The organism is Arthrobacter pascens (genome assembly GCF_017052465.1).
GTDB classification, from domain to species: domain Bacteria; phylum Actinomycetota; class Actinomycetes; order Actinomycetales; family Micrococcaceae; genus Arthrobacter; species Arthrobacter pascens.
The window spans coordinates 16,074-39,998 of sequence record NZ_JAFHKT010000142.1; the positions used below are offsets into that span (position 1 = coordinate 16,074).

General features: G+C 66.2%; 22 protein-coding genes. 14 read left to right on the forward strand and 8 right to left on the reverse strand.

The features are described from left to right. Positions 1–71 precede the first annotated feature (71 nt). The gene (locus tag JYA52_RS12950; protein WP_205653592.1) at positions 72–362 is read right to left on the reverse strand and encodes a hypothetical protein; all 291 of its coding nucleotides are present in this window, start codon (positions 360–362) and stop codon (positions 72–74) included. A 340-nt stretch (positions 363–702) separates the two neighbouring features. On the opposite strand from JYA52_RS12950, the gene JYA52_RS12955 reads away from it, so the two are divergent. The 3 genes from JYA52_RS12955 to JYA52_RS12965 all read left to right on the forward strand — a co-directional run bounded on the left by JYA52_RS12955 (position 703) and on the right by JYA52_RS12965 (position 2,828). Then, a complete protein-coding gene (locus tag JYA52_RS12955) occupies positions 703–1,545 on the forward strand; it encodes a pullulanase X25 domain-containing protein (protein ID WP_205653593.1) in 843 nt (280 codons plus the stop codon). A 199-nt stretch (positions 1,546–1,744) separates the two neighbouring features. Beyond that, positions 1,745–2,491, forward strand: a complete 747-nt coding sequence (locus JYA52_RS12960) for a hypothetical protein (protein WP_205653594.1) — start codon at positions 1,745–1,747, stop codon at positions 2,489–2,491. Between the two features lie 34 nt (positions 2,492–2,525). Continuing rightward, positions 2,526–2,828: an acylphosphatase gene (locus tag JYA52_RS12965; protein ID WP_205653595.1), complete on the forward strand. Its 303-nt coding sequence runs from the start codon at positions 2,526–2,528 to the stop codon at positions 2,826–2,828. 22 nt (positions 2,829–2,850) lie between these two features. On the opposite strand, the gene JYA52_RS12970 is transcribed toward JYA52_RS12965, so the two are convergent. Both JYA52_RS12970 and JYA52_RS12975 read right to left on the reverse strand, forming a co-directional pair. After that, complete coding sequence (locus JYA52_RS12970; RefSeq protein WP_205653596.1) at positions 2,851–6,606, reverse strand: TM0106 family RecB-like putative nuclease; 3,756 nt, start codon at positions 6,604–6,606, stop codon at positions 2,851–2,853. Positions 6,607–6,842: 236 nt separating this feature from the next. After that, a complete protein-coding gene (locus tag JYA52_RS12975) occupies positions 6,843–7,127 on the reverse strand; it encodes a DUF1540 domain-containing protein (RefSeq protein WP_205653597.1) in 285 nt (94 codons plus the stop codon). 332 nt (positions 7,128–7,459) lie between these two features. Here JYA52_RS12975 and fdhA point away from each other — a divergent pair, with 332 nt between their 5' ends. From fdhA to JYA52_RS12990, 3 genes are all read left to right on the forward strand, one after another. Continuing rightward, positions 7,460–8,671: a formaldehyde dehydrogenase, glutathione-independent gene (fdhA, locus tag JYA52_RS12980; protein WP_205653598.1), complete on the forward strand. Its 1,212-nt coding sequence runs from the start codon at positions 7,460–7,462 to the stop codon at positions 8,669–8,671. A 238-nt stretch (positions 8,672–8,909) separates the two neighbouring features. Continuing rightward, complete coding sequence (locus tag JYA52_RS12985) at positions 8,910–9,206, forward strand: Rv3202a family protein (RefSeq protein WP_504739516.1); 297 nt, start codon at positions 8,910–8,912, stop codon at positions 9,204–9,206. A gap of 361 nt (positions 9,207–9,567) precedes the next feature. After that, entirely contained in the window at positions 9,568–10,113 is a 546-nt protein-coding gene (locus JYA52_RS12990; protein ID WP_205653600.1) for a YceI family protein, read from the forward strand. 70 nt (positions 10,114–10,183) lie between these two features. On the opposite strand, the gene JYA52_RS12995 is transcribed toward JYA52_RS12990, so the two are convergent. Continuing rightward, on the reverse strand, positions 10,184–10,915 hold the full coding sequence (locus JYA52_RS12995; protein WP_205653601.1) for a GntR family transcriptional regulator: 732 nt from the start codon (positions 10,913–10,915) through the stop codon (positions 10,184–10,186). Positions 10,916–11,099: 184 nt separating this feature from the next. Here JYA52_RS12995 and JYA52_RS13000 point away from each other — a divergent pair, with 184 nt between their 5' ends. From JYA52_RS13000 to JYA52_RS13030, 7 genes are all read left to right on the forward strand, one after another. After that, positions 11,100–12,482 carry an MFS transporter gene (locus JYA52_RS13000; protein WP_205653602.1) on the forward strand — a complete coding sequence of 461 codons (1,383 nt, stop codon included), beginning with the start codon at positions 11,100–11,102 and terminating at the stop codon, positions 12,480–12,482. After that, positions 12,479–13,513 carry an L-idonate 5-dehydrogenase gene (locus JYA52_RS13005; protein ID WP_205653603.1) on the forward strand — a complete coding sequence of 345 codons (1,035 nt, stop codon included), beginning with the start codon at positions 12,479–12,481 and terminating at the stop codon, positions 13,511–13,513. Before JYA52_RS13000 ends, JYA52_RS13005 begins: the two co-directional genes overlap by 4 nt. Positions 13,514–13,547: 34 nt before the next feature. Continuing rightward, positions 13,548–14,759 carry a D-mannonate dehydratase ManD gene (gene manD, locus JYA52_RS13010; protein WP_205653604.1) on the forward strand — a complete coding sequence of 404 codons (1,212 nt, stop codon included), beginning with the start codon at positions 13,548–13,550 and terminating at the stop codon, positions 14,757–14,759. Between the two features lie 47 nt (positions 14,760–14,806). Further along, positions 14,807–15,742, forward strand: coding sequence for a PfkB family carbohydrate kinase (locus JYA52_RS13015; RefSeq protein WP_205653613.1), 936 nt, complete (start codon positions 14,807–14,809; stop codon positions 15,740–15,742). Positions 15,743–15,825: 83 nt separating this feature from the next. Beyond that, positions 15,826–17,199 (forward strand): mannitol dehydrogenase family protein, encoded by a 1,374-nt coding sequence (locus JYA52_RS13020; protein WP_504739517.1) that lies wholly within the window; start codon positions 15,826–15,828, stop codon positions 17,197–17,199. Continuing rightward, a complete protein-coding gene (gene eda / locus JYA52_RS13025; RefSeq protein ID WP_205653605.1) occupies positions 17,192–17,821 on the forward strand; it encodes a bifunctional 4-hydroxy-2-oxoglutarate aldolase/2-dehydro-3-deoxy-phosphogluconate aldolase in 630 nt (209 codons plus the stop codon). The genes JYA52_RS13020 and eda overlap by 8 nt, the downstream gene beginning before the upstream one ends. A 375-nt stretch (positions 17,822–18,196) precedes the next feature. After that, positions 18,197–19,072 carry a serine hydrolase domain-containing protein gene (locus JYA52_RS13030; RefSeq protein WP_205653606.1) on the forward strand — a complete coding sequence of 292 codons (876 nt, stop codon included), beginning with the start codon at positions 18,197–18,199 and terminating at the stop codon, positions 19,070–19,072. 6 nt (positions 19,073–19,078) lie between these two features. Here the strand turns inward: JYA52_RS13030 and JYA52_RS13035 are convergent, their stop codons facing one another. Together JYA52_RS13035 and JYA52_RS13040 are read right to left on the reverse strand one after the other, a co-directional pair. After that, entirely contained in the window at positions 19,079–20,275 is a 1,197-nt protein-coding gene (locus JYA52_RS13035; RefSeq protein WP_205653607.1) for a TerC family protein, read from the reverse strand. A 159-nt stretch (positions 20,276–20,434) separates the two neighbouring features. Further along, positions 20,435–21,184 carry an ArsR/SmtB family transcription factor gene (locus tag JYA52_RS13040; RefSeq protein ID WP_205653608.1) on the reverse strand — a complete coding sequence of 250 codons (750 nt, stop codon included), beginning with the start codon at positions 21,182–21,184 and terminating at the stop codon, positions 20,435–20,437. A gap of 110 nt (positions 21,185–21,294) precedes the next feature. On the opposite strand from JYA52_RS13040, the gene JYA52_RS13045 reads away from it, so the two are divergent. Beyond that, positions 21,295–21,876, forward strand: coding sequence for a dihydrofolate reductase family protein (locus tag JYA52_RS13045; RefSeq protein ID WP_205653609.1), 582 nt, complete (start codon positions 21,295–21,297; stop codon positions 21,874–21,876). Between the two features lie 23 nt (positions 21,877–21,899). Here JYA52_RS13045 and JYA52_RS23110 read toward each other — a convergent pair whose 3' ends face one another. Next, positions 21,900–22,274, reverse strand: a complete 375-nt coding sequence (locus JYA52_RS23110; RefSeq protein ID WP_372433840.1) for an ArsR family transcriptional regulator — start codon at positions 22,272–22,274, stop codon at positions 21,900–21,902. Between the two features lie 32 nt (positions 22,275–22,306). Then, the gene (locus JYA52_RS13055; protein ID WP_240460301.1) at positions 22,307–23,587 is read right to left on the reverse strand and encodes a dicarboxylate/amino acid:cation symporter; all 1,281 of its coding nucleotides are present in this window, start codon (positions 23,585–23,587) and stop codon (positions 22,307–22,309) included. Between the last annotated feature and the right edge of the window lie 338 nt (positions 23,588–23,925).

Consider the following 23,925-nt stretch of genomic DNA (forward strand, 5'->3'; position numbering starts at 1 on the left):
CAGGGTCACATTGCTGCTGTTCGGCTTGCTGCTGCCGCGTTGATACTGCGCGCACTGCTGCGCGCGCCTTGCTACTGCCCGGCGCCGCCGTGCAGTCCGTCGTCGCTGCTGTCGGCCGAGGCTGCCTCGCCGGTGTCGTCGGGCAGATCCATGCTTCCGCGTGCTTCAGCCATGGTGGGTCCGCCGGAGGGGACGTCGTAGCGCTCGGGGCGGATGCCGTGGGACTGCTCCTCGATGAGTGCCTGTTCCTCGCTGAAACGGATTGCGTTGGCCTCGTCACCGACGTCGCCGGGCACGTCGTCGCGGAGCTTTGAAGGGTCCGGAACTATGAAGCCGTCGTCCTGGGAGTTCTGTTCGCTCATGGTCATCCTTTCCAATGCCTGCCTTGGCGCCCTGTGGTTCCCTGGCGTGGGCTCACGGGCGCATATGGTAAGCCTACTTTCTATTCTGGGCGACGGGAAATACTCGTGCCCAAGCTGTCCAGACGCCGAAGCTGTTCCGACGCCGTGCCCCGAGCCCGCGGCGCCCCGACTTCTTAGCCGGGTCGGCTCTCCAGGCTCCCGCATCCGGGATTCCAAGCTCATTTCTGGTGTAATCCGCGTCATAGTCAGCCACGACACGCAGTATTTACCGTTTCAAGTGGCCAGATTTAACCTCGGCACGGCAAACTACTGAGGGAACAATCGCTCTAAAAGGGGAACCATGCGCAAGACTGCCGCAGAAAACACCAACTTCCGGCTTAAGGCCGTGCTGGACGTGCTGGCCGAGGGGGTGTTGACTGGCGAGTCGCAGAACGCTGGCGAGGTGCTGGCCGAGGCCCTCGTTCGGGTTCCGCTGAACGCTTACGAAGCGGAGCTCCTCAGCGGAGGCATTCCGCGCGGCCACAAGTCGCTCACGTCTGCCACCGCGAAGCTCGTTAAGGCCGGCTGGCTGGTCAAGGGCCGCTCCGGCTGGACCATCACCGAAGACGGCCTGCGGGCCACTGTCGCTTTCGCGGATCCCGCGGGCTTCGCTGCCGCGCTCGACGCCGGAACTCCCGTTCCTGCCGACACGCCCCTTCCGGTCGCCGTCCCTGCCAAGCCGGCAGCCAAGAAGGCGCCCGCTGCCAAGGCTGAGAAGGCTCCGTCCAAGGCTGCGAAGGTTGTGGACAAGGCCGCGAAGCTGATCGAGGACGCAGTGGCTCCCGTTGCCAACGCGGTGCTTGGCAAGAAAGCCGAAACTGACGCTTCCGCCGTCGAGTCCTTCCCCCAGCCGGAAGCGGTGGCAGTCGCGGGTGACTTCAACACGCTGCTGGGCGCCCCGGAGAACTGGGCGCCGCAGTACGACGAAGCGCAGATGGAGCTCGACGCCATCGACCAGCTGTGGAAGCTGACGGCTGACATCCCGGCTGGCTACTACACCTTCAAGATCGCGCTGAACCGCTCGTGGGAAGAGAACTACGGCGCTTTCGGTGCGTTCGACGGCGCCAACCACGAACTGCACCACGACGGCGGCCAGGTCACCATCCGCTACGACCACCGGACCAGGGACATCACCGTCAACTAAGTAGCATCGGCGACGGCTGAGTCCGTCGTCCAGCTGCGAAGCCTCGTTGCCGCACCCGCGGCGGCGGGGCTTCGCTGTCTCTCGAGGGCTAGCGGAGGCAACGGTTTGGCCGCAGTCCAAGGTTGCCCAAGGATTTCCCAAGGTGGGGTGGTGCACTATTAGTCCATCGTCTTTTCTTAACCTGCGCAGGGAGGGCTCGATGCGCCGATCAGCATCACCAGCAGTTACAGCGATCTCGGGAATGGTCATGGCGCTGATGCTCGCGTCCTGCGGGTCGCCCGCCTCGGGCCCGGCCACCAGTTCCCCGGCTGGTTCCACGGCCGATGCGCCGACGGCTTCGGCCAGCGGCACGGCAACCGCGGCGCCGGGGACCACCGCCCCGGAGGCCACGGCCACACCGGCCGAAGGCTGGAAGACCTTCACCGCGAAGGACGGGTCACTTTCCTTCGACTACCCGGCTGACTGGACCATCAAGGACCCTGCCGGGCAGACGCCCGCAGGGGGCGGCGTCTCTGTGGAAGTCTCCAAAGCCGACGGCAAATCCATGGCCACCCTGCGCACCAACGTGGTCACGGGCGCCGAATGCACCAAGAAGCAGCCATATGGACTCCTGGACTCCCAGTCTCTGCCCGCACTTGCCCAGGCCGGAACGACGCCCCGGTTCACCTTCGAGTCCCGGACACACCGCGAAGCGACAGACCCGATGAAGGCGACTGTCCTGGCCTACGGCATTACGTCCGCGCCCGAACCCACCGGACCGGAGGCCTGCCCCATCGCCCACTTCTTCACGTGGCCGCCCAGCGGTGCGATGTTCGGAGGCGTCTACAACCCCTTCGACACGTCGCCGGGGAACGAGCCGCATGTGGACACGCCCGAGGCGTACAAGGAGACGGCCGAGTACAAGAACATCCGCAGGATGATCACATCCCTGCGTCCTGCAGGCTGACACACTCGCTGACGGAACTGGCTACATTGGACTCATGACTGACGTGAATGCATCCGACGCGGACAGCGTACGCCTCACAGCGCGCGTGACTGGGATGGTCCAGGGCGTCGGCTTCCGCTACTGGACGGCGCGGAAGGCCGACGAGCTGGGGATCACCGGCTCTGTCAGGAACGACGACGACGGCTCGGTGGCCGTTGTCGCGGAGGGCCCGCAGCCGGTGATCGTGGAGTTCCGGCGCTGGCTGGGGTCCAGCGAAGCTCCAGGCAGGGTGTCCCACGTCGACGAGAAGCTGTCGCCGGCCGAGGGGGAATTCAGCAGTTTCGACGTGGTGCTCTGACCTAGTGGCCGTACCAGCGGCTTCACCCGGGGCTGTTCATCCTGCGGCCGCTCAGCTGGGGTCGCTCAGCCTTCCCGGGCGGGCGTGGGCTGAGTCCGATGAACGCCCCCAGTTCCTCCAGGGACGACGGTTTGTGAGGCATGTGGTTGGTGAGCTCGGGGGACCGAACGATCACCGTGCGCCATTGCCCGCGCGAAACGGCGACGTTGATGCGGTTGCGGTTCAAGAGGAATTCGGCGCCGCGGGGTGCTTCGGAAATGGCCGAGCATGCCATCGACACGAGCACCACGGGGGCTTCCTGGCCCTGGAACTTGTCGACCGTTCCCACGCGCACCGCTGACAGTCCCGCCTGGTCGAGGGCGTGCCGGATGGCTTGGACCTGGGCGTTGTACGCGGCCACCACCAAGATGTCGTTGGCCTCCAGCCTCCGAAGCGGTTCATCCCGCCCAGGGGTCCATTTCAGCCCGACATGGTGGTTGGCCAGCTGGACGATCCTGGCAGCTTCCTCGTGGGAGCTCGTGGTGTTGCCGCTGTGCTCCACGAGAACCGTGTCCACCCCGGCGGGAACGCCGTCGAGGTGGCGGTACGTGGCAGCGGGGGCGGACTCCAGCTTGCCGTCGTAGCTCAGTACAGACACGGCCTGGCAGAGCTGCGGGTGCATGCGCCAGGAATCCGCGAGGAAGTAGCCCAGCTGGGCCGGCATGGTGGCGTGTCCGGCGGACAGCCACCCCAGGGCCGATTCATCGACAGGCTGGGGATGGGACCCCTGGGTGACCTGGGGCAGCTGCTGGGGGTCGCCCAGCAGCAACAAGCGCCGTGCGGAGCGGGCAACGGCTAGGGTGTTGGCCAGCGAGTACTGTCCGGCCTCATCGATGACCAGCAGGTCGAGTGAGCCGGGAGGCACGCACTTGCCGGTCATGGTCCAGGCCGTCCCTCCGACCAGGCAGCCGCCCTCGGCGTCGAGGATCCGCGCCACGTCATTGTCCGTCGTCAGATCCCACGGGACATCGGAGCCGGTGCGCGGAGCTTTGACGTCCTTGGCCACCACGCGGGGGTCCACCCCTGCCTTGGCGATGGCGGTGCAGAGCATGTTTTCCACCACGGCGTGGGATTGGGCAACCACGCCGACTTTCCAGCCGCGCTGCACCAGTCGGGCAATGACGTGGGAGCCGACGTAGGTCTTTCCGGTGCCGGGCGGTCCCTGGACAGCGACGTACGACCGGTCCAGGTCCTCGATGGCCCCGGTTATGGCCGACACGTAGTCCGCGGTGCCCGAATCGTCGTGGGTGACGGCGGGGAGTGCCTCCAGTGTGGCCAGCCGCGGGGGCACTCGGCGCAGTACGTCGAGACCCGGGTGGTTCGGCAAGTCGGGCAGGGCGGACCCCACGAGCTGGGCGAGTTCGGCCAGCGATGCCTCAATGTTTGTCGTAGAGATGGGACGGTCCGACGTCAGTGCCATGGGCAGCTGGAAGTACGGCGGCACCTTGCCTGTCGACTTCTCAGTGATGGTGATGACGGTCTTGCCGGGCTGGTCGGGGTGGTCTTCAACGGCTTCAACCAGCGTGCCGAAAATGCCGTCCCGGGACATGGACTCCATTGCGGCCGCGTGCTGGGCGGGGCCCGTCTCCGGCGGCCGCGGCGTGCGTCCGCCGTCGACCTCCCCGAGGCCGTCCGGGAGGGGGTCCTGGAACATCCGGAACCACGTGGAGCCGGCACGGAACTCCGAGCCTTCGCTCATGACTCCGGTGAGGCGCAGGGTCCGCGATTCGGTGCGGGCACGGCTGGTGGGCGGTGCCCAATCCGACACCACGGAAGCGTCGTCCACCACGAAGACATTGCGCTGGTCCGACCAGCTGTCCACTTCGGATTCGAGACGGTCGAAATGTTCCCACCAAAACTGCTTGCGTTCCCTGCGGTGGTAGCCCGTGGCCGCCGCGACCATGGCCACCGCCTGCTCGTCGGCTGTGAGCCCCCGCGTGTCCGGAATGGCATCCAGGAACGCGCGGAGGGTCTCCTCTTCAGCCGTGGGTTCTCCCGCGCTGGGTTCGGCGGCGCCGGGTTCTGTGCCCGCCGTGGCGTCCTGGCGTTCCCGGCCGTCAGGAGAAGCTGGCTGTGGTGGCCCGGGAGTAACCGCGGGACCGTGGGCAAGTCGCAGCAGCCAGTCACGGAGGCGCAGCGTGGAGAGGCAGTCGTACTCGTTGTAGTCGGAGATGGAGGCGAGGATGGCGGCGGCCTCGGCCTGCGTTCCGGGCCCACCATCGCGCGCAGTGCAGTAGGCAGCGTAGGCCACGACGGAGGCCCCGGCGTCCTTGACGTCGCCGGACCGCAGGTTGTCTCCCATGTACAGGGGCTCGAGTTTCTTGATGGAGTAGGACGCCTCGGAAATCCTGAGTGAATGCCGCACCGTGGCGTAGAGATCCACGAGCACGCCCTCCCGGAGCCAGGAATCAACGACATCCTCGCCCGCGACGTGCGTCAGGGAGAGGTTCCGGAGGGCGGTCTTTTCGTACGGGGCGTAGTGGTAAACGTGCATGTCCGGATACCGGCTGCGGCGTTCCTCGACGTAGGCAAGGAAGTCCAGGAATGCCTGCCGTTCACCCGCGCGGGAGTGCGCCCAGAAGGGCCGGAACACCGGTTTGGCCCGGGGCGGATCCCCGGGCAGCGGCGCCTCGATCACTCCGAAGAGGTACTCCAGCCCCCACTTGCCGGTGGCGGGGTCCTGCCACAGCGGATCGCCCTCGAAGTCGAAAAAGATATCGCCGTCGCTGGGTGCCGGGAGGCTGGCCAGTGCATTCTCCGTCAGCACCTTGTAGCTGACTGTGTGGTCCTCGCCGTCCTTGACGAAGGTACGTGATCCGTCCGGGCGTTCGCGCCCGGTCTGCATCCTGGCCTGCTCGCGCAGACGGCGCCGTGACCCCGTTGCTTTTTCCGGCGGCAGGTCTGCGAGGGTGTCGATGCTGGTGATGCCGTCCGCGATCAGCTTCTTCCGCTGGACGGAGGTCATGCCTCCCACCATCAGCAGGTCACGGTGAGTGGTCACCTGTTCGGCGCAGTAGTCGCACCGTCCGCAATATCCGACGCCGGGCTGCTGCCACCAGGCAGGGGCATCGGAGGCGCGGTGGGCTGCGGTCAGTTCACGGAAACGGTCGCGGCGCTCGCGGTACACGGGCAGCAGATCGGCGAGGGAGTGGATGCTGCGGTCCAAGTTGCCCAGCACCAGTGTCACGCGGGGCGCAGGATCAAGTCCGAGGTTGATCAGCTGGTCCCCATAGGCCGCAAGCTGCAGCAAGGCGCCCACCTTGGCATGCCGGGCCAACTTCGTGTCCCAGACCGCGTAACGGCCCGGGGCTTCACCCGACGGGCCTTCCTTAACCAGGAAGTCCGCATAACCGAGGAACTCGCCGTCGAAAAAGGTGGCCTGGAAAACCACGTCCGCACCGGAATGAAGGGCCAAAGTGGTTTCAAGGTGCTTGCTTGTCAGGTCCTCACGGTCTGTGGTTCCGCGTTCCACGCTGTAGACGCCCGTGCCGCGGGACGTATCCCAGCTGCCGTACTCCGCGAAGAGGCTGTCCAGGACCTTGTGCTCATGGAGGTCGCCGAGTTTCCCGGCGCGCGCCTGCATCTCGTCGGGCGGGAAGTCGGCCTTGGGCGAGCGGCCGAGCTTTTCGTCCAGGACACGCAGCGTGCGGTATTCACACTCACTTGCGGCCACAAGGTCGCTGGCCGAGAACACCAGGTCAGCGGGTGCATCCGGCGTCAGTGGATCGAGCAGGAACATGGGGCCTCCCCATCGGCAGCCTGGCAACGGGAGGGTTCCCGGTGCGCTGATTCGAATCTAGCAAGAGGCTGTGACAAAAAGGCCGCGCAGCTTCGGGGCTGGACCGACTTCAAGGCTGGACTCGACGTCGGGGCCGCGACTCCATGGCGCGAAAACGCGACGGCCGGGCGGCAGTGCCGCCCGGCCGTCGCGCTAAGTGTGGAAAGCCGCTGTGCTAGGTCTGGAAAGCCGCTGTGCTACGTGTGGGAATAGGTGAGGCAGTCGGCGTTGTCCGCGCCGGGGCCCACGTGGACTTCCGGGGCGTTGCACATCAGGTGGTCGTTATGAACGCACTCGGAGCGCTGGCATGCGCCAATGTTGGCCAGGACCTTCGGCAGCCCGCCGTGGATGCCGGTCTCGATGAACGTGGCGCATGAGGCATGGTCCGTCGACCCGCCAACCGTGATGGCCTCAGCATTGCAATTGGTGTGATCGTTGAAGGAGCAATTGGTAACGCTGCAGTCCGCGACGTGCGTGCTCATAGCAAGGTCCTCCATGGTCGTGGCCGTCCCGGCTGGACGCCCGCTTCTTCCAAACGTAGGCCTCTCCGACCGAATCAAAAAGACCCAATAGTGTTGCGTATTTGCTGGCTGCACGGTCCCGCCGCGCCGCAGCCGGATCCGGTCTGCACGGGTAACGGAACGTTATAGACCTCACCGCCCCGAGGGATTTAGACTGGCCGCACCCCTCCACACACAGGCGCGGACCATGCCGTCCGGCCTGCCCGTACCTGCCCTTGGAGGGCACATCAGATTGCTTCATGAATCACAATCCGACCCTTCTTGGGGAGGGCCGGTGACGCCAGGAGGAAGAGATGGAAGGGAACAAAGCCGTTGCCTACAAGGGACCCGGCAAGGTGGAAGTCATTGACATTGACTACCCCAGTTTCGAACTCAAGGACGGGCCGGGCGTCAATCCGGCCAACGTGGGGCGCAAGGTTCCCCACGGCGCGATACTCAAAACGGTTGCGACCAACATCTGTGGTTCGGATCAGCACATGGTGCGCGGGCGGACCACGGCACCGCCGGACCTCGTGCTGGGCCACGAGATCACCGGCGAGGTGGTGGAAGTGGGCCAGGACGTCGAATTCATCAAAGTGGGCGATGTCTGCTCGGTGCCGTTCAACATCGCCTGCGGGCGCTGTCGCAACTGCAAGGAGCGCAAGACCGGCATTTGCCTCAACGTCAACCCCGACCGCCCGGGCAGTGCGTACGGCTACGTGGACATGGGCGGCTGGGTAGGCGGCCAGGCCAACTACGTGCTGGTGCCATACGCCGACTGGAACTTGTTGAAGTTCCCGGACAAAGACCGGGCCATGGAGAAGATTCTTGACCTCGCCATGCTGTCGGACATCTTCCCCACTGGGTTCCACGGCGCCGTGAGCGCAGGGGTGGGTGTCGGATCGACTGTGTACATCGCCGGCGCCGGTCCCGTTGGCCTCGCAGCGGCGACTAGCGCGCAACTGTTGGGCGCCGCCGTCGTGATTGTCGGTGACCTGAACGAAGGGCGCCTGGCGCAGGCGCGAAGCTTCGGGTGCGAAACCGTGGACCTGACCAAGGGCGGACCGGCCGAGCAGATCGAACAGTTGCTGGGCGTCCCGGAGGTGGACTGCGGCGTGGACGCCGTCGGCTTCGAGGCGAAAGGCCACGGCGCGGGCGCCCAGGAGGCCCCGGCCACCGTGCTGAACTCGCTCATGGACATCACCGCCGCGGGTGGGGCGCTCGGCATTCCCGGGCTGTACGTCACGGGCGACCCCGGCGGCATCGACGAGGCAGCCAAGAAGGGGTCGTTGAGCCTGAGCCTGGGCACAGGCTGGGCGAAGTCGCTGGCCTTCACCACGGGACAGTGCCCTGTGATGAAGTACAACCGGCAACTGATGATGGCCATCCTGCATGACAAGGTGAACATCGCCAAGAACGTCAATGCGAAGCCGATCCTGCTTGATGACGCGCCGAAGGGCTACGCGGAGTTCGACGCCGGTGCAGCCACTAAGTACGTGCTAAACCCGAATGGCTACCTGAGCTGAGGGCCGCCTCGGCTCCTTGGCTGAAATGCTCTGGCTAAGACCCCACCTGAACAGTTGCGCGGGGCCGGGCCGCGCCCCTCAAGCCGCTCGGCGGGGCCGTCCTGATCCCGCGTTTCTGTCCGTGCGTTTCTGTCCGTGCGTTTCTGTCCGTGCGCTCCTGTCCGCGTTCCTGTCGGCGGGCGCTGGCTGGTGGGAGAATTGTTGCACCGACTGATTCTGACCGGAGCCGAGGTGGATGATGAACAGTCAGCCTGAAGAAACTCCGATGGAAGTTCCGGAAGCGGACGCCGTTGAGCAGCGGCTGCCGGCGATGCCGGATGCGGGGGCGCACAAGGCGGATCCTATGCCCGAGGACGCATCCGAAGCGGACGTGCTGGAACAACGGACCCCGTTGGTGTCCGGGGATCCGGCAGACCTGGCGGCCCCGGATCTTTCGGCCGAGGAAGCTGCCGAAGCGGATGCCATTGAGCAGGCGGCAGGCACTCCCGGAAGCGATGAGGAGGACTACCCGTTCGCGGGTGAGGTGCCGGAGTAGGGCACCGAGGCTGGGCTACCCGCAGGCTGTGCCTCGGGCCAACACGCAGGTCTCGGACCAATACGCAGAGGGCCCCGCCCACCTTGCGGTGTACGGGGCTCCTCCTAGCGGCAGGACCACCGCAACTGGGGGATGCGGCGGGCCTAGCACTAACGATAAGGGTGATTCCTGAAGAATGGCTAGGAGTTTTTAGCCATACCTTAAAATTTTTTTTCGAGGTGCCTCAGCACGAGATCGTGGGCAGCAGAAATTCGGTGTGCCGGGCAGAAGGTACCGGGGGATCCTTGACTTCAACCGCGGGCTGAACCAGTGTGGAAAACGCACCATTTCAGCTGGATTATCCCCCTTTAGGAGATGTGCGATGACGCTCCCCGCAGGCCTGACCCCGGGCATCTGGACTCTGGACATGCCCCACAGCGAGATCGGGTTTACCGTCCGGCACGCCGGCATCAGCAAGGTCCGTGGCCGCTTCGCTGATGCGTCCGCTGAAGCCCGGGTTCGAGACTCCCTCGCCGAGTCCTCGCTGCACGCTACCGTGCAAACTGCCAGCTTCAACTCCGGGGACGCCAACCGCGACGCCCACGTGAAGGGAGCCGACTTCTTCGATGTGGCGGAATTTCCCGAGATGACCTTCCGCGCCACCGGCGTGGAGGGTGACGGCGAGGACTACACGCTCACGGGCGACCTCACTATCCGGGGCGTCACCAAGCCTGTGGAACTGGAAGTCGAGTTCACCGGCGTGGCTGTGGATCCGTTTGGCGCCACTCGGGCCGGATTTTCGGCAGAAACTGAGATCAGCCGCAAGGAATTCGGGCTGACGTGGAACGCGGCGCTGGAAGCCGGCGGACTGCTGGTCAGCGACAAGGTGAAGATCAACCTCGAGGCCGCGCTCGTCAAGCAGGACTAGGGCAGTCAGGGTTCGGCGGGCTCAACCAGCGAACGCCGGGGTCGGGATCAGGGCAGGCTCGGCCGCGGCTCTAGGACAGCCGCGCGATGCTCCGCCTGACCGGCCGCGAGGCCGAGCCGTCCGAAAACAGATCCGGTGACGACGCCTGGATCCTTTTGACGTCTTCGAAAACGCCCCGGAGGTGGACGCGGAGGGAGTTGTCGGCGGCGGCGACATTGTTGGCCTCCAAGGCGTCCGCCACTGCCGTGTGCTGCTCGATCAGCGTGGACACGGGCCGGGTGTCGATCAGGCTCAGCCGCCGCGCACGGTCCAGGTGCGCCTTGGCTGAATTGACGGCCGTCCACGCCGATTCGTGGCCCGCCAACCGGAGGAGTTCGCGGTGGAAATCCTCGTCCAACCGGAAGAACTCCTCCACGTCGCCCTTGGCCTCCGCGTCGCGTTGGCTCGCCAGGATATCCCGCAGCCCGGCGATTCCTGCGGCGTCCACTGTGAGGTCGTTCAGGGAGGCGCACTCGATAGCCTCCCGGACGAACTGCGCTTCGGCCACCCGGCCCAGGTCCACCAGCGAGACGAACGAACCGATTTGCGGGAACACCTGAACCAGGCCCTCCTCACGCAACAGGATGAGGCTTTCCCGTACCGGGGTACGGCTGACGCCCAGCTCCTGGGAGAGTTCGTTTTCGGACAGCGGCTCGCCGGGCGGGAGCTGCAGGGAGATGATCCTGCGCCGGAGGGTTTCCAGTGTCTGGTCGCGCACGGAGAGCCGTGGTGCCTGTGCCTTATCGGGTTTGCCGCTTGCCATGTATCCAGTGTAGTCACCGTTGACAAACTAGAATGGTAGTGCTTGTATGGTAGTAAGAAAGCCGCCGGAAAGCGGCCCTATGCCGGGCCCCCGCCTTCGACACCCTGCCTACTGCCGGAGGGCGGCCGCTTTGAACCGCCACCTCTCCACCCTTCCTTTTTCATCGCCTGCAAAGGAGCAACTGATGACCGAGAGCATCGCGCCACCCACTGCCAAAGTGGAGCCCAAGCCCACCCGCGAGCTGGCGAAGGTAGCCGTCTCCGGCTGGCTTGGAACCGCCATGGAATTCATGGACTTCCAGCTCTACTCACTGGCCGCCGCCATTGTCTTTAACAAGATCTTCTTCCCCGAGGTGAGCCCGGTCATCGGCCTCATCGCCGCCATGGCCACGTACGGCGTGGGCTACGTTGCCCGCCTCGTGGGCGCCGTCTACTTCGGCCGCATGGGTGACAGGATCGGCCGCAAGAAGGTCCTGTTCATCACCATCGCCCTGATGGGTGCCTCAACCACCCTCATCGGCGTTCTGCCCACCTATGCAATGATCGGCATCTGGGCGCCGATCATGCTCGTGGCCCTGCGCCTTATCCAGGGCTTCGGCGCCGGCGCCGAAATCGCAGGTGCCACTGTGATGCTGGCCGAGTTCGCTCCGGCACGCCGACGCGGTCTGATTTCCTCGCTCGTCTGCCTCGGCACCAACTCCGGCACGCTTGCAGCATCAGCGCTGTGGGCCATCCTGGTCAGCGTCCTCCCCGAGGACCAGCTGCTCAGCTGGGGCTGGCGCATCCCGTTCCTGGCCAGCTTCGTGCTGATGATCTTCGCGGTCTGGATCCGCCGCTCCCTCAAGGAGAGCCCGGTCTTCGAACAGCGCGAAGACGTGGTGGACGGCGTTGCACTGTCCAAGAAGGAGATCGCCAAGGCTGCTGAGCTGGCAGGCACGAGCACCATCGAAGCCGCACTGCACCAGCGCAAGGGCAAGGCCTTCCTGATCGCCCTCGGCCTCCGCTTCGGCCAGGCCGGCAACTCCGGCCTGATCCAGACCTTCCTCATTGGTTATCTGGCTACTGTCCTGCTGGTTGATAAGAGCGTCGGCACCACCGCCATTGTTTACGGATCCCTGTTGGGCTTCGTCACCATCCCCATCATGGGTATCCTCGGTGACCGCTTCGGCCGCAAACCGCTGTACCTCGGACTGAGCGCCCTGACCGCACTGTTTGCCATTCCCATGATGCTGATGGTCACCAGCGGCAACACCACCGTCATTACCATCGCCATCGTGCTCGGCCTGAACCTGGGCGTGCTGAGCCTGTTCGCCATGGAAAGCGTCACCATGGCCGAGTTCTTCGGAGCCCGCACCCGCTTCACCCAGCTGGCCCTGGCCAAGGAAATCGGCGGCATCCTCGCCACCGCCATCGGCCCGCTGCTCGCTGCCACGCTCACCGCCGTCACCGGACACTGGTGGCCGCTGGCCGCGATGCTGGTCGGCTACTCCCTGATCACGCTCATCTCCGCCGCAGTCGGCCCCGAGGTCCGCGGCCGCGACATGGTCCGGCTCGAGGACGCGGTATGAAAGCCGTCGTAGTCCACGGCGCCAACGACCTGCGCATCGACGACCGTCCCGAGCCCGTTGCCGGCCCGGGGGAGGTAGTGCTCGACGTCGAATGGGGCGGAATCTGCGGCTCTGACCTTTCGTACTGGCGCCACGGCGCCTCGGGGACGGCGGCGCTGAAGTCGCCGCTGGTCCTCGGCCACGAGGTGGCCGGCCGGATCGCCCAGTTGGGTGCCGGCGTCGAAAACCTCGACGTCGGCCAGCCGGTGACGGTGCACCCCGCAGAACTGGTAGGCGACGGCACCATGCCGGAACGGCTGAAGGGCCGCACGAACCTCTACCCGCACATCCGGTACTTCGGCTCGGCAGCCTTCAATCCCCACACCGACGGCGGATTCAGCGAGCGGAAGGTGGCCAAGGCATCGCAGATCCGGCCGCTGCCGGAGGGCGTGGACACGCTCCGCGGCGCGCTCGCGGAACCACTCGCCGTCGCCATGCACGCCGTGAGCCGGGCCGGATCACTCACCGGCCGCGACGTGCTGGTCAACGGTGCCGGGCCGATCGGCTCACTGGTGGTCGCGGCGGCAAAGTACGCCGGCGCCAGGACGGTCATCGCCACGGACATCAACGATGCCGCGCTGCGGATCGCCAAGGCCATGGGCGCCGACGAAGTACGGAACCTGTCCGGAGGCGGCAGCCTTCCCGAAGACATGGAACTGGTGTTCGAGGCCACCGGCATCCCTGCGGTGCTCGGCGGCGTCCTCCGCGCCACGGCCCGCGGCGGAACCCTGGTCCAGGTAGGGAACCTACCGGGCGCCCCCGCTCCCGCGGCGCTGGGAGACCTGGTGACGCGGGAAATCACATGGATCGGCTCGTACCGGTTCGCGGACGAGATCGGCGATGCCCTCCGCGCCATGGCCGAAGGCCTCGACGTTTCCCCGGTCATCACCCACAAGTTCGGCATCGAGCAGGCAGCGGAAGCCATGCGGGTCGCGGCTGATCCCGCCTCCGGAAGCAGCAAGGTCATGCTCCGTCTCACCGCCCCCAACTGACCCAATATTTCTCACTCACCTGAAGGACCCACCAGTGAAGATCACCGACGCACGGGTAGTGGTTTCGTCGCCCGGACGGAACTACGTGACGCTCGTTATTGAAACCGAGGACGGCATTACCGGCATCGGCGACGCCACCCTCAACGGCCGCGAGCTGGCCGTGGCGTCCTACCTGTCCGATCACCTGTGCCCGCTGCTGATCGGCCGCGACGCCCGCCGCATCGAGGACACCTGGCAGTACTTCTACAAGGGCGCCTACTGGCGCCGCGGGCCGGTGACCATGACGGCGATCGCCGCCATCGACGTCGCACTCTGGGACATCAAGGGCAAGGCGGCCGGCATGCCGGCCTACGAACTCCTGGGCGGCGCGGCCCGCGAGGGCGTCATGGTCTACGGCCACGCCAGCGGCTCCACGCTGGAGGACCTCAGCGCAGACTTCCAGCACCACCTGGACCTCGGCTACAAGGCCATCCGCGCGCAGGCCGCTGTGCCGGGGCTGGAAAAGACCTACGGGATCGCGCCGGTGGACGGCAGGACCTATGAGCCGGCCAGCGGCAACGTCCCGCAGGAGGACATGTGGGAGACCACGTCCTACCTGGACTTCACGCCGAAGATGATGGCGCATGTGCGCGAACAGTTCGGCTACGGCGTGCACCTCCTGCACGATGTGCACCACCGGCTGACGCCGATCGAGGCCGGCCGGCTGGGCGCCTCCCTTGAGCAGTACCGGCCGTTCTGGATCGAGGACCCGACGCCGGCCGAGGACCAGTCGGCGTTCCGCCTGATCCGCCAGCACACCACCACACCCATCGCCGTGGGCGAGGTGTTCAACTCGATCTGGGACTGCCAGCAGCTGATCACCGAGCGCCTCATCGACTACATCCGGACATCCGTCTCGCACGCCGGAGGTATCACGCACCTGCGCCGCATCTTCTCGCTCGCTGACCTGTACGGCGTCCGGTCCGGCTCGCACGGCGCCGGCGATCTCTCCCCGGTTTCTTTCGCCGCGGCACTGCACGTGGACATGAGCATTCCGAACTTCGGCGTCCAGGAGTACATGGGCCACCGCGATCCGGCGGGTGAGGTCTTCAAGACCTCCTACACCTTCACAGACGGCTACATGCACCCCGGCGACGCCCCGGGCATCGGCGTCGAGTTCAACGAGGAGGCGGCCGCCGCGTTCCCGTTCGACCCCAAGTACCTGCCCATCAACCGCCGGCTCGACGGGTCGGTGCACGACTGGTGAGCGCCTCAACCGAACAGAACCAAGCCCAGCCGTTCGACGTCGTCGTGATGGGGGAGATCCTCGTTGAGGTGGCCACCGACGTGGCGTTCGGGCACGGCGTTCCGGCCCAGCTCGGCATCTCCGGCGACGCGCTGAACGTCGCGGCGGCCGCCGCGGCGGCCGGTGCCCGCACCGGACTTCTAGCCGTGCTGACCGACGACGACCTCGGCCACGCGATCGCCGCCAGGATCCGGGAACTCGGTATTTCCGACGAGCTGCTGAAGTTCAGAACCGGGCAGCAGGGCGTGTACCTCGTGCACTGTGACCCCCACGGCCAGCGCGAGTTCTCCTACGCGCGCAGCGGCAGCGTGGGCTCCACGTTGTCCCCGCAGGACATTGACCCGGACGTGTTTGCGGCGGCCGGTGCCGTCATTGCCGGCGGGATCGCCTGCGCGATCTCCGAGTCATCGCAGGCCGCCGTCCTCAAGGCCGCGGCGCTGGCCGGACGCTTCGTGTTCGACCCCAACTTCCGGCCCCGGCTCACCTCGGCGGAGGACGCGACGGCGGTCCTCGCCGAACTGGCGCCGCGGACCTTCCTGGTGACCCCGTCCTTCCCCGGCGAAACCTCTGCCCTCCTCGGATGCCAGACCCCGAAGGAGGCTGCCGCGAAGCTCCGCAGCCTGGGTGCAGTGAACGTCGCCGTGACGTGCGGCGCGGACGGAATCCAGCTCGACGGCGCAGGGCTCGACGCTTCTGCCGACTCCTCGTGGATCGACTCGATTCCGGCGCCGTCAGTGGTGGACCAGACCGGGGCCGGCGATGCCTTCGTCGGCACGCTGACCGCCCGGTTGGTGCTGGGCGACAGCCTTCCACTGGCGGCCCGGTACGGTGCGGCTGCGGCGTCGCTGGTGGTCGGCGGCAAGGGCGGGACGGGCTTCATCCCCACCTTCGAGCAGACCCGCTCGCACGCCGAACCGGAAGGAGCAGTGTCATCGCACGCCTAAGCACCGCCGCGCTCGCTGCCGGCGGAGGCCACCAGGCCCTGCTGCAGCGGGACCAGCTGCAGCCGGGAATCGTCCACCTGGGCCTGGGCGCCTTCGCCCGGGCGCACACGGCCGTATTCACCGAAAACGCGATGCTGGCCTCCGGCGATTCTAATTGGGGGATCACCGGAGTCACGCAGCGTTCGGATACGGTCGCGCGCCAGCTGGCGCCGCAGGACGGCCTGTTCACCGTGACGGAGCGGGGCAGCGGCGCCGCTCCGCTGCGGGTGGTCTCCAGCATCGTGGAGGCCATCTCGGGCCGGGACAACCCCGCAGCGGTGGTGGACCGGATCGCCGCGGACGCGACGAAGGTGGTGACGCTCACCGTCACGGAGAAGGGGTACCGGATCGATCCGCGCACCGGATCGCTCAACATGGGCGATGACCAGGTGCAGGCGGACCTCGCCGGGCGGGCGCCGCAGACGGCGATCGGGCAGATCGCGCGGGGCCTGCAGCAGCGGGCCCGGGCCGGCGCCGGACCCGTCACCGTGGTCTCGTGCGACAACCTGCCAGGCAACGGGGACCTGACCCGGAACCTCGTGCGCGCCTTCGCCGCCGCGCTGCCGGCTGGGGAAGCGGAGCCGCTGCTGGCCTGGCTCGATGCGAACGTCACCTTCCCCAACACGATGGTGGACCGGATGGTGCCGGCCACCACGGCAGGTGACCTGGACGCCGTCGAACGTGAACTGGGGCTGCGGGACGAGGCCGCCGTGGTGGCTGAGCCCTTCATGCAGTGGGTCATCGAGGACAATTTCGCGGGGGACCGGCCGCGCTGGGAGGATGCCGGGGCGCTGTTCAGCTCCGACGTCGCCGCGTGGGAGGCCGCCAAACTGCGGCTGCTCAACGCGAGCCACTCCATGCTGGCGTATCTGGGGCTGGCCGCGGGAAAGGCGACCATCAGCGACGCCGTGGGGGAGGACGCGTTCCTCACCGCGTGCCGGCGCATGATGGCCGAGGACGCCCTGCCCACCATCAGCCTGCCCGGGGGCCTGGACGGGCAGAAGTACTGCGCCCAGGTGCTCAGCCGGTTCGCGAATCCCGCCCTGGGCCACACCACGGCCAAGGTGGGCAGCGACGGATCGCAGAAGATCGGGCTGCGGCTGCTGAGCACGGTCCGCGGCAACCTCGACGCCGGCCGCGAGCCGCGCTGGGCCGCCCTGGCGGTCGCGGCGTGGATGCGCCACGTCGCCGCCACTCCCGCGGCGGAGCTGAACGACCCCCTCGCGGAGGAACTCCACGCGGCCCTCCCCGCGGCGCGCGACGCTGACGCCGTGGTTCCGGCACTCCTGGGCTGCCGCAGCATCTTCGACGCCAAACTGGCGGCGGACACGCGCTTTGCCGGGCTGCTCACGCACTGGTACCGCATCATCGACACCCACGGGCTGGACGGCCTGAGAAAAGAGATCAACCATGGCTGACGCAACAAGCGTCCTGAACGTTTCCCCGGTCATCCCGGTGGTCACCCTCGACGACCCGCAGCATGCGGTCCCGGTGGCGCAGGCACTGGCCGACGGCGGCATCCGGATTATCGAGCTCACGCTCCGGACCGAGAGTGCCCTCACCTCCCTGAAGCTCATTGCCAACGAGGTGCCGGACATCCTGGTGGGCGCCGGCACCATCCTCACTCCCGGCCAGGCAGACGCCGCCGTGGCATCGGGGGCCCAGTTCCTGGTCAGCCCCGGCGTCACCCCCGCGCTGCTGGACCACATGCTCTCCCTCGATGTTCCGGTGCTGCCGGGCGTGGCCACGGTGGGTGAGGTGATGGCCGTGCTGGAAAGCGGGCTGGACACGATGAAGTTCTTCCCCGCCGGTCCTGCCGGCGGCCCGGCCTACCTTGCCGCCATCGGCGCGCCCATCCCGAACGTACAGTTCTGCCCCACCGGCGGCATCAGCCTCGCAACAGCCCCGGAGTACCTGAAGCTGCCGAACGTCTCGTGCGTCGGCGGCAGCTGGCTCACCCCCCGCAGTGCAGTGGAGCGCGGGGACTGGGCGCAGATCACCGCGCTCGCACGGGAAGCAGCCGGGGTTTCGGTCCGCTGATCGAGCTCGGCCGAAGACCGCCGTAGCCGTGGCCCGCAGACGCGCGTAGAGTCGGGAACGACCGGACCATCAACGGTCACTGAACTGAGGAGTTCACCATGAACTTGGGACAGAAGATCAGGAATGCCGCAGAACGTCTTAGTGGGCGGACCGGCGCTGCCGGCGGACCCGCACGCCCCGCCCGGCCCCGGGCTACGGGCGCAGGCCACGGAGCTGGCGGCCACATCGGCGACAGGATCCGCAGCTTCCTGAGAAGGCACTGACCTGCACACGGAGATCCACGGCGATGCAGCGCTGGGATCCATGCTGCAAAGCGGTCGACGGCGGCGGCAACCATTGGTTGCCGCCGCCACCGTTTCGCCGGGGGAGCTTTCCGTGGCCAGCCTCGGCGCGCCGCTCGACGCCGACTATGAGATCGGATCCGTCTCGAAAGGGATCACCGGGCTGCTGTATGCGGACGCCTGTACCCGCGGTGAGCTGGGCCCGGACACCACCCTGGGCGATGTGCTGCCACTGGGGGACTGTCCTGCTGCGGGCCTGACCCTGGCTGCTGTCAGCAGGCACACCTCCGGGCTGCCCGGCCTGCCCAGGTCGGCCAGACCGTGGCGGCGGACTGCCGCCTTCCTGCTGAGCGGGACGAATCCCTACGGTGAAACCCTTGAGGAACTCCTGGCGCAGGCACGCACCGTGCAGCTGTCCGCACCGCGGCCGCGGTACTCAAACTTCGGGTTCGAACTGTTGGGCCACGCCGTCGCCGCCGGGGCGGGGATGAGCTACCGCGCTCTGGTCCGCGAACGCCTCGCGGCGCCTTTGGGCCTGACCTCGATCTACATGCCTGCCACCGCGGAGGAACTGGGACCCCGCGCCATCATTGGCACGAGCCGCTCCGGACGGCCCCGCCAGCCGTGGACCGGAGAGGCCCTTGCCCCGGCCGGCGGCATCCGTTCCTCCATCGGAGACATGGCCCGCATCGTGCAGGCACTTCTCGACGGTACTGCCCCGGGGCAGGCCGCCCTCGATCCCGTGGCGAATTTCGCCGGACCCGCGGCCCGCATCGGTGCCGCCTGGATGACGCTCCGCGTGAAGGGCCGCGACATCACCTGGCACAACGGCGCAACGGGCGGCTTCCGCACCTGGACGGGCCTGGACCGGGAGGCGGGGACCGGCGTCGTCCTTCTGTCCGCGACAGCGGTGATGGTGGACCGGCAGGGGTTCAGGATGCTCAGGGAGCTGACGGAACGGGTCACATGACGGAAATTAGTGTCCGTTGGCCCGATCGAGGGCCTCGTCGTGCTCGGCGTGGGCCTGGCGGAGGAGGTTCATGAACTCGGTCTGGTTGCGGATGAGCCGCTTGTACTTCTCCGGCAGCTTCTTGAGTTCAGCCTCCTCGCGGAGCATCTTGTTGAAGATCACCTCGCGCTCGGCGATGTCCGTTTCGTAGTTGAGGTCCACGTATTCGGTGGCGTGGCGCTTGGCGCCGGAGACCATGTTCTTCGCCTTGCCCTTGGGGCTGTAGATCGAGGCGAGGACCGTGACGACGAGGACGCCGAGGATGACGGTGAGCGAGGTTGCGGTGCTGATCTCGACGACGTTCACGTGCTCGCCGTCGTTGACGAACGGCAGGGTGTTCTCGTGGAGTGCGTGCAGGATGAGCTTGACGCCGATGAAGCCGAGGATGGTGGCGAGGCCGTAGGAGAGGTAAATGAGGCGGTCCAGCAGTTCGTCGATGAGGAAGAACAGCTGGCGCAGGCCCATCAGCGAGAATGCCGTGGCGGTGAAGACGATGAAGACGTTCTGCGTCAGGCCGAAGATGGCCGGGATGGAGTCGAGGGCGAACAGGATGTCCGTGCCGCCGATGGCCACCATCACCAGGAGCATCGGGGTGAGGACGCGCTTGCCGTCCACCATGGTGAAGAGTTTGTCGCCGTCGTACTGCTCGGAGGCCGGCAGGAACTTCTTCGCGAGCCGGACCACCACGCCTTCGCTTTCCTCGTCGTGCGAATCGGGCTTGAGCAGGTTGCCGGCGGTGATAAGCAGGATCAGGCCGAAGATGTAGAACACCCAGGCGAAGCTGTTGATGAGCGCGGCACCCAGGAAGATGAAGCCGGTGCGGGCGATCAGGGAGAAGACGATGCCGAACAGCAGCACCTTCTGCTGGTCTTTGCGGGGGACCCGGAAGCTGGCCATGATGATGAGGAAGACGAACAGGTTGTCCACGGACAGCGCCTTCTCGGTCACATAGCCGGCGAAGTACTCCGTGCCCATGGTGGAGCCGCCGAACATCCAGACGCCAAGGCCGAACAGCAGGGCCAGACCCACGTAGATGGAGGACCAGACGGCGGATTCTTTGAGCTTGGGGGTGTGGGCCTTCCGGACGTGGAAGAAGAAGTCAAAGGCCAGCAGGCCCAGGATTCCGGCGATGGTCATGATCCAGACGATCAGGGGGACTTCCATGCTGCGTGCCTCTTTCCAAGTGAACGAAGTCGCATGCAGTGAGAGGGCTCAGCCGGGCTGACGAACCCGCAACGCCGCATCGGTACTAGGGATTACCCTACCGAAGGGTGTGCGGGCCCGTCGCGACATGCGTTCCGCGGCGTGGGGCCGCGCCGCCAGTCAGGTGTACATCAGGGAACCGGGCGTGGTGAGGACCTCTCCGGTTTCCAGCCAGGTCTTCAGGCCGGAAAGGATCATCGGCCAGCCGCCGTAAAGCTGTTCGTTGGCGCCTTCGCGGAGCTGGTCGTGCGTGACGGTCAGCCGGCAGGAATCTTCCACCGGCTCGATCTCCCAGGTGATCCGCGAGGTGCCCTCGGCCTTGACGTCGTCTCCCCAGAGCGCGCGCATGGTCTGCACGAGGCGGCGGGGCGGATCGACTTCCAGGTTCTCGCCCTCGCCGAGTGGTTCCCCGCCGTCGGGGGCCATCTCGAACCGCGACCCCGGCGTCCAGTCGGACATGATGTGCATGCCGAACTGGTACTTGCTGCGGATCTCGCTGTCCGTGATGGCCTCCCAGAGCCGTTCCGGAGTGGTCTTGATGTAGATTTCGAAGATCTTTTCCATGGGACTTTCCAATCTGGATTTGAGGTCGCTGAGGGCAGCGGCCCATGGTTCTGCATATTTGCTCACCCATCGGTCGTGGACGAGCCTGATGGGCACCGGATTGAGGAAGTGCAGCTTCTCGCGGCCGCGGCGCCGGGTCACCACGAGGCCTGCCTCTTCCAGGATTTTCAGGTGCTTCATGACCCCGAAGCGGGTGATTTCGAAGCGGGCCTCGAGGGCGCTGAGCGTCTGGCCGTCGTCGCGGAAAAGTTCGTCCAGCAGTTCCCTGCGGATGGGGTCAGCCAGAGCCTTGAATACGGCGTCCACAGCCCCAGAATAGGTGACCATTTGGTCACATGTCAACGCTTTTCAGGGGGTTGATGGGGGAGCGGCCTCGGCGTAGAGTCCTTCGACATCCCAGGAGCGAGGAGCAGATCATGGGACAACTGGTCGTCCAGGAGTTCGTCAGCGCCGATGGATTCGCCGCGGACGCGAACAACGAATTCACCTTCTACGAACGGCTGGACGGGGGCACAGTCGAATTCGACCGAAGCCAGCTGGAATGGCTGGACACCGTCGACGCAATGGTCCTCGGGGCAAACACCTATCGGATGTTCGCCGAGTTCTGGCCAACGCCGGCATCAAAGGATGAAATCATTGCGCCCGCACTCAACAGGCTCCGCCGCGTCGTTTTCTCCCGCCAACTGACAACGGCACCCTGGGGGGACATGCCGGAGGCCGCCATCGAATCCGGTGATGCCACCGGGGCGATCCAGCGGATCAAGAGGGAGGCCGACGGCGACATTGTTCTCTGGGGCAGCCTCACCCTGGCCGGGACGCTCCTAGCCGCGGGCGAGGTTGATGTGGTGAGGCTGGTCGTGATGCCGGTAGCCATAGGTGCGGGGCGGGGCGTGTTTCCCTCAGGGCAGGATCCGCACGTGATGGATCTTGTCAGCGCCAAAACGTATGACCAAGGGCTGGTCGAACTCGTTTACGGACTTCGGACGGAGAGTTCCTAGCCCCGGGTGGGCCCCTGGCCAACCTACGTGGTTGGGAGGAGCCGCACGCGGCGGGCATCAGCAGGGATGAGCGAGTAGAAGGGGGTGAACCTGGCTCGCATTCCGGGGGAGAGATTGGATCGGACGATCGAAGCGTTCTCAAGGGCTGTGAGGTGGTAGCGCACCACGTCTCTGGAAAAGCCAAGAGCGCTGCTGATGTCGGCTACCTTGCTTGCCCCGTTGTGTGCCAGATACTCGACGATCCGCGACCTGATCTGGTTGGGCCGTACTTTGCGCCGGCGGTTACCCCCATTACTCGCCGCTGGTCTGCTCGGGCTGACTGCGTCGGTCAATTCAACTGCCTTTCTATCGGGCCGTGTCGAGAGGGATCGCCGGCTGGCCTGGCCTGGGCGTTGCATCGACCCAGACCCGGCCAGCCGGGGTGAACCGGTCAGCGCACTGCGGTTTCCAGCTCCCTGGCCTCCTGAGCGTCCCGCTCCGGGAGCGGCTCCTCGCGGGGAGCAGCCTTGTCGTGGCTTCGGCCGATGACAGCCGTGGCGATGGCATTGCCCAGGATGTTGGTGGCCGTGCGTCCCATGTCCAAGAGCTGGTCGATCACGAGCAGGACCCCAATGCCTGCCGCGGGGATGCCGAAGGCGGGGACGACGGCGGCGACGACGACGAGCGAACCGCGCGGCACGCCGGCCATGCCCTTGCTGCTGAGCAGAAGCATGGCGGTCATCGCAATCTGCTGGCCGAGGTCCATGTCGATGCCGTAGGCATTGATGAGGAAGATGGAGGCGAAGGTCATGTACATCATGGAACCGTCGACGTTGAAGGAGTAACCCAGGGGCAGAACGAAACCGGTGGTGCGTTTCTCGATGCCGAACTTCGTGAGGCCCTCAATGAGTTTGGGCAGGGCGGCTTCGCTGCTGGAGGTGGCGAAAGCGATGACCATGGGTTCGCGCACGATCCGGACCAGGCGGAACGCCGCCCGTCCCAAGAAACCCACCGCGACGGCGATCATGAGGACCCACAGCGCCGAGAGGGACAGGTAGAAGCCGCCGATGAAGGACGCGTAGGTGGCAAACGCATCCAGGCCCTCGGCGGTGAAAGCCGATGCGATGCCGGCGAAAACACCAACCGGTGCCGCCATCATCACGTACCCGGTGACCTTGAGCATGACGCCCATCAGCTCGTCGATGGCATTCGCTATGGAGGAGTGGCCCTTCTTCCGGAGGTTCAGCAGGGCGATTCCGAAGAGGGCGCCGAAGACGAGGATCTGAAGGGGGTTGTTGGTGGTCAGTGCCGAGAAGACGCTGGTGGGGATGATGTTGGTGACGAACTCCTGGTAATCAAGGGGTTTCGATTCCAGGCCCGCATCACCGCCCGGGACGAGGTTCAGGCCGTCGCCGACGTTCAGGACATGCGCCGTGAGGAATCCGAAGGCGCCGACCAGGACGGAGGCCGAGAGGAACCAGATCATCGAGCGGCCGAAGAGCTTCCCCACGCCGGCGGATTTCGCGGCTCCTGCAATGCCCGAAACCAAGGTGGCGAAGATCAACGGGGCGATGATCATCTTGATGAGATTCAGGAACATGTGGGTCACGGTGTCGAGCACCGAAACGACGGATTCGCGGGCGTCTGGGGCGAGCAGCCAGTGGCCCACCAGGCCGCTGACGATTCCGAACAGAAGAGATGCCAGAATCCACATCGTTGATTTGTTTTTCATAGTCCATCCTTGGGTCGAGGCCGTGATGCTGGCCCGGTGCTGGAACGGTGCTCGTCGTCGAGTCCGTTTCTCTGTCGTCAGGCGGGATATTTGGGCATGGCGGCGCACCCCTGTTCCCTGATCGGGCGGGGTGGCGATGGGGCAGTGCCCGTTGGTTGAATCTGTCGGGACGCGGTCTCGACAGGTTCAACCGGCAGTGGTGTGGGCCCACGACCGCCGGGTTCCCTGACCGAGCTTGCGAGGTTAGGGGGCGGTTGGGGGTTATTTGCTGAGGTTGGCCAGGCGTTCGGGGCTGAGGAGTTCCTGGAGTTGTTCGGCGGTGAGCAGGCTGTGTTCGA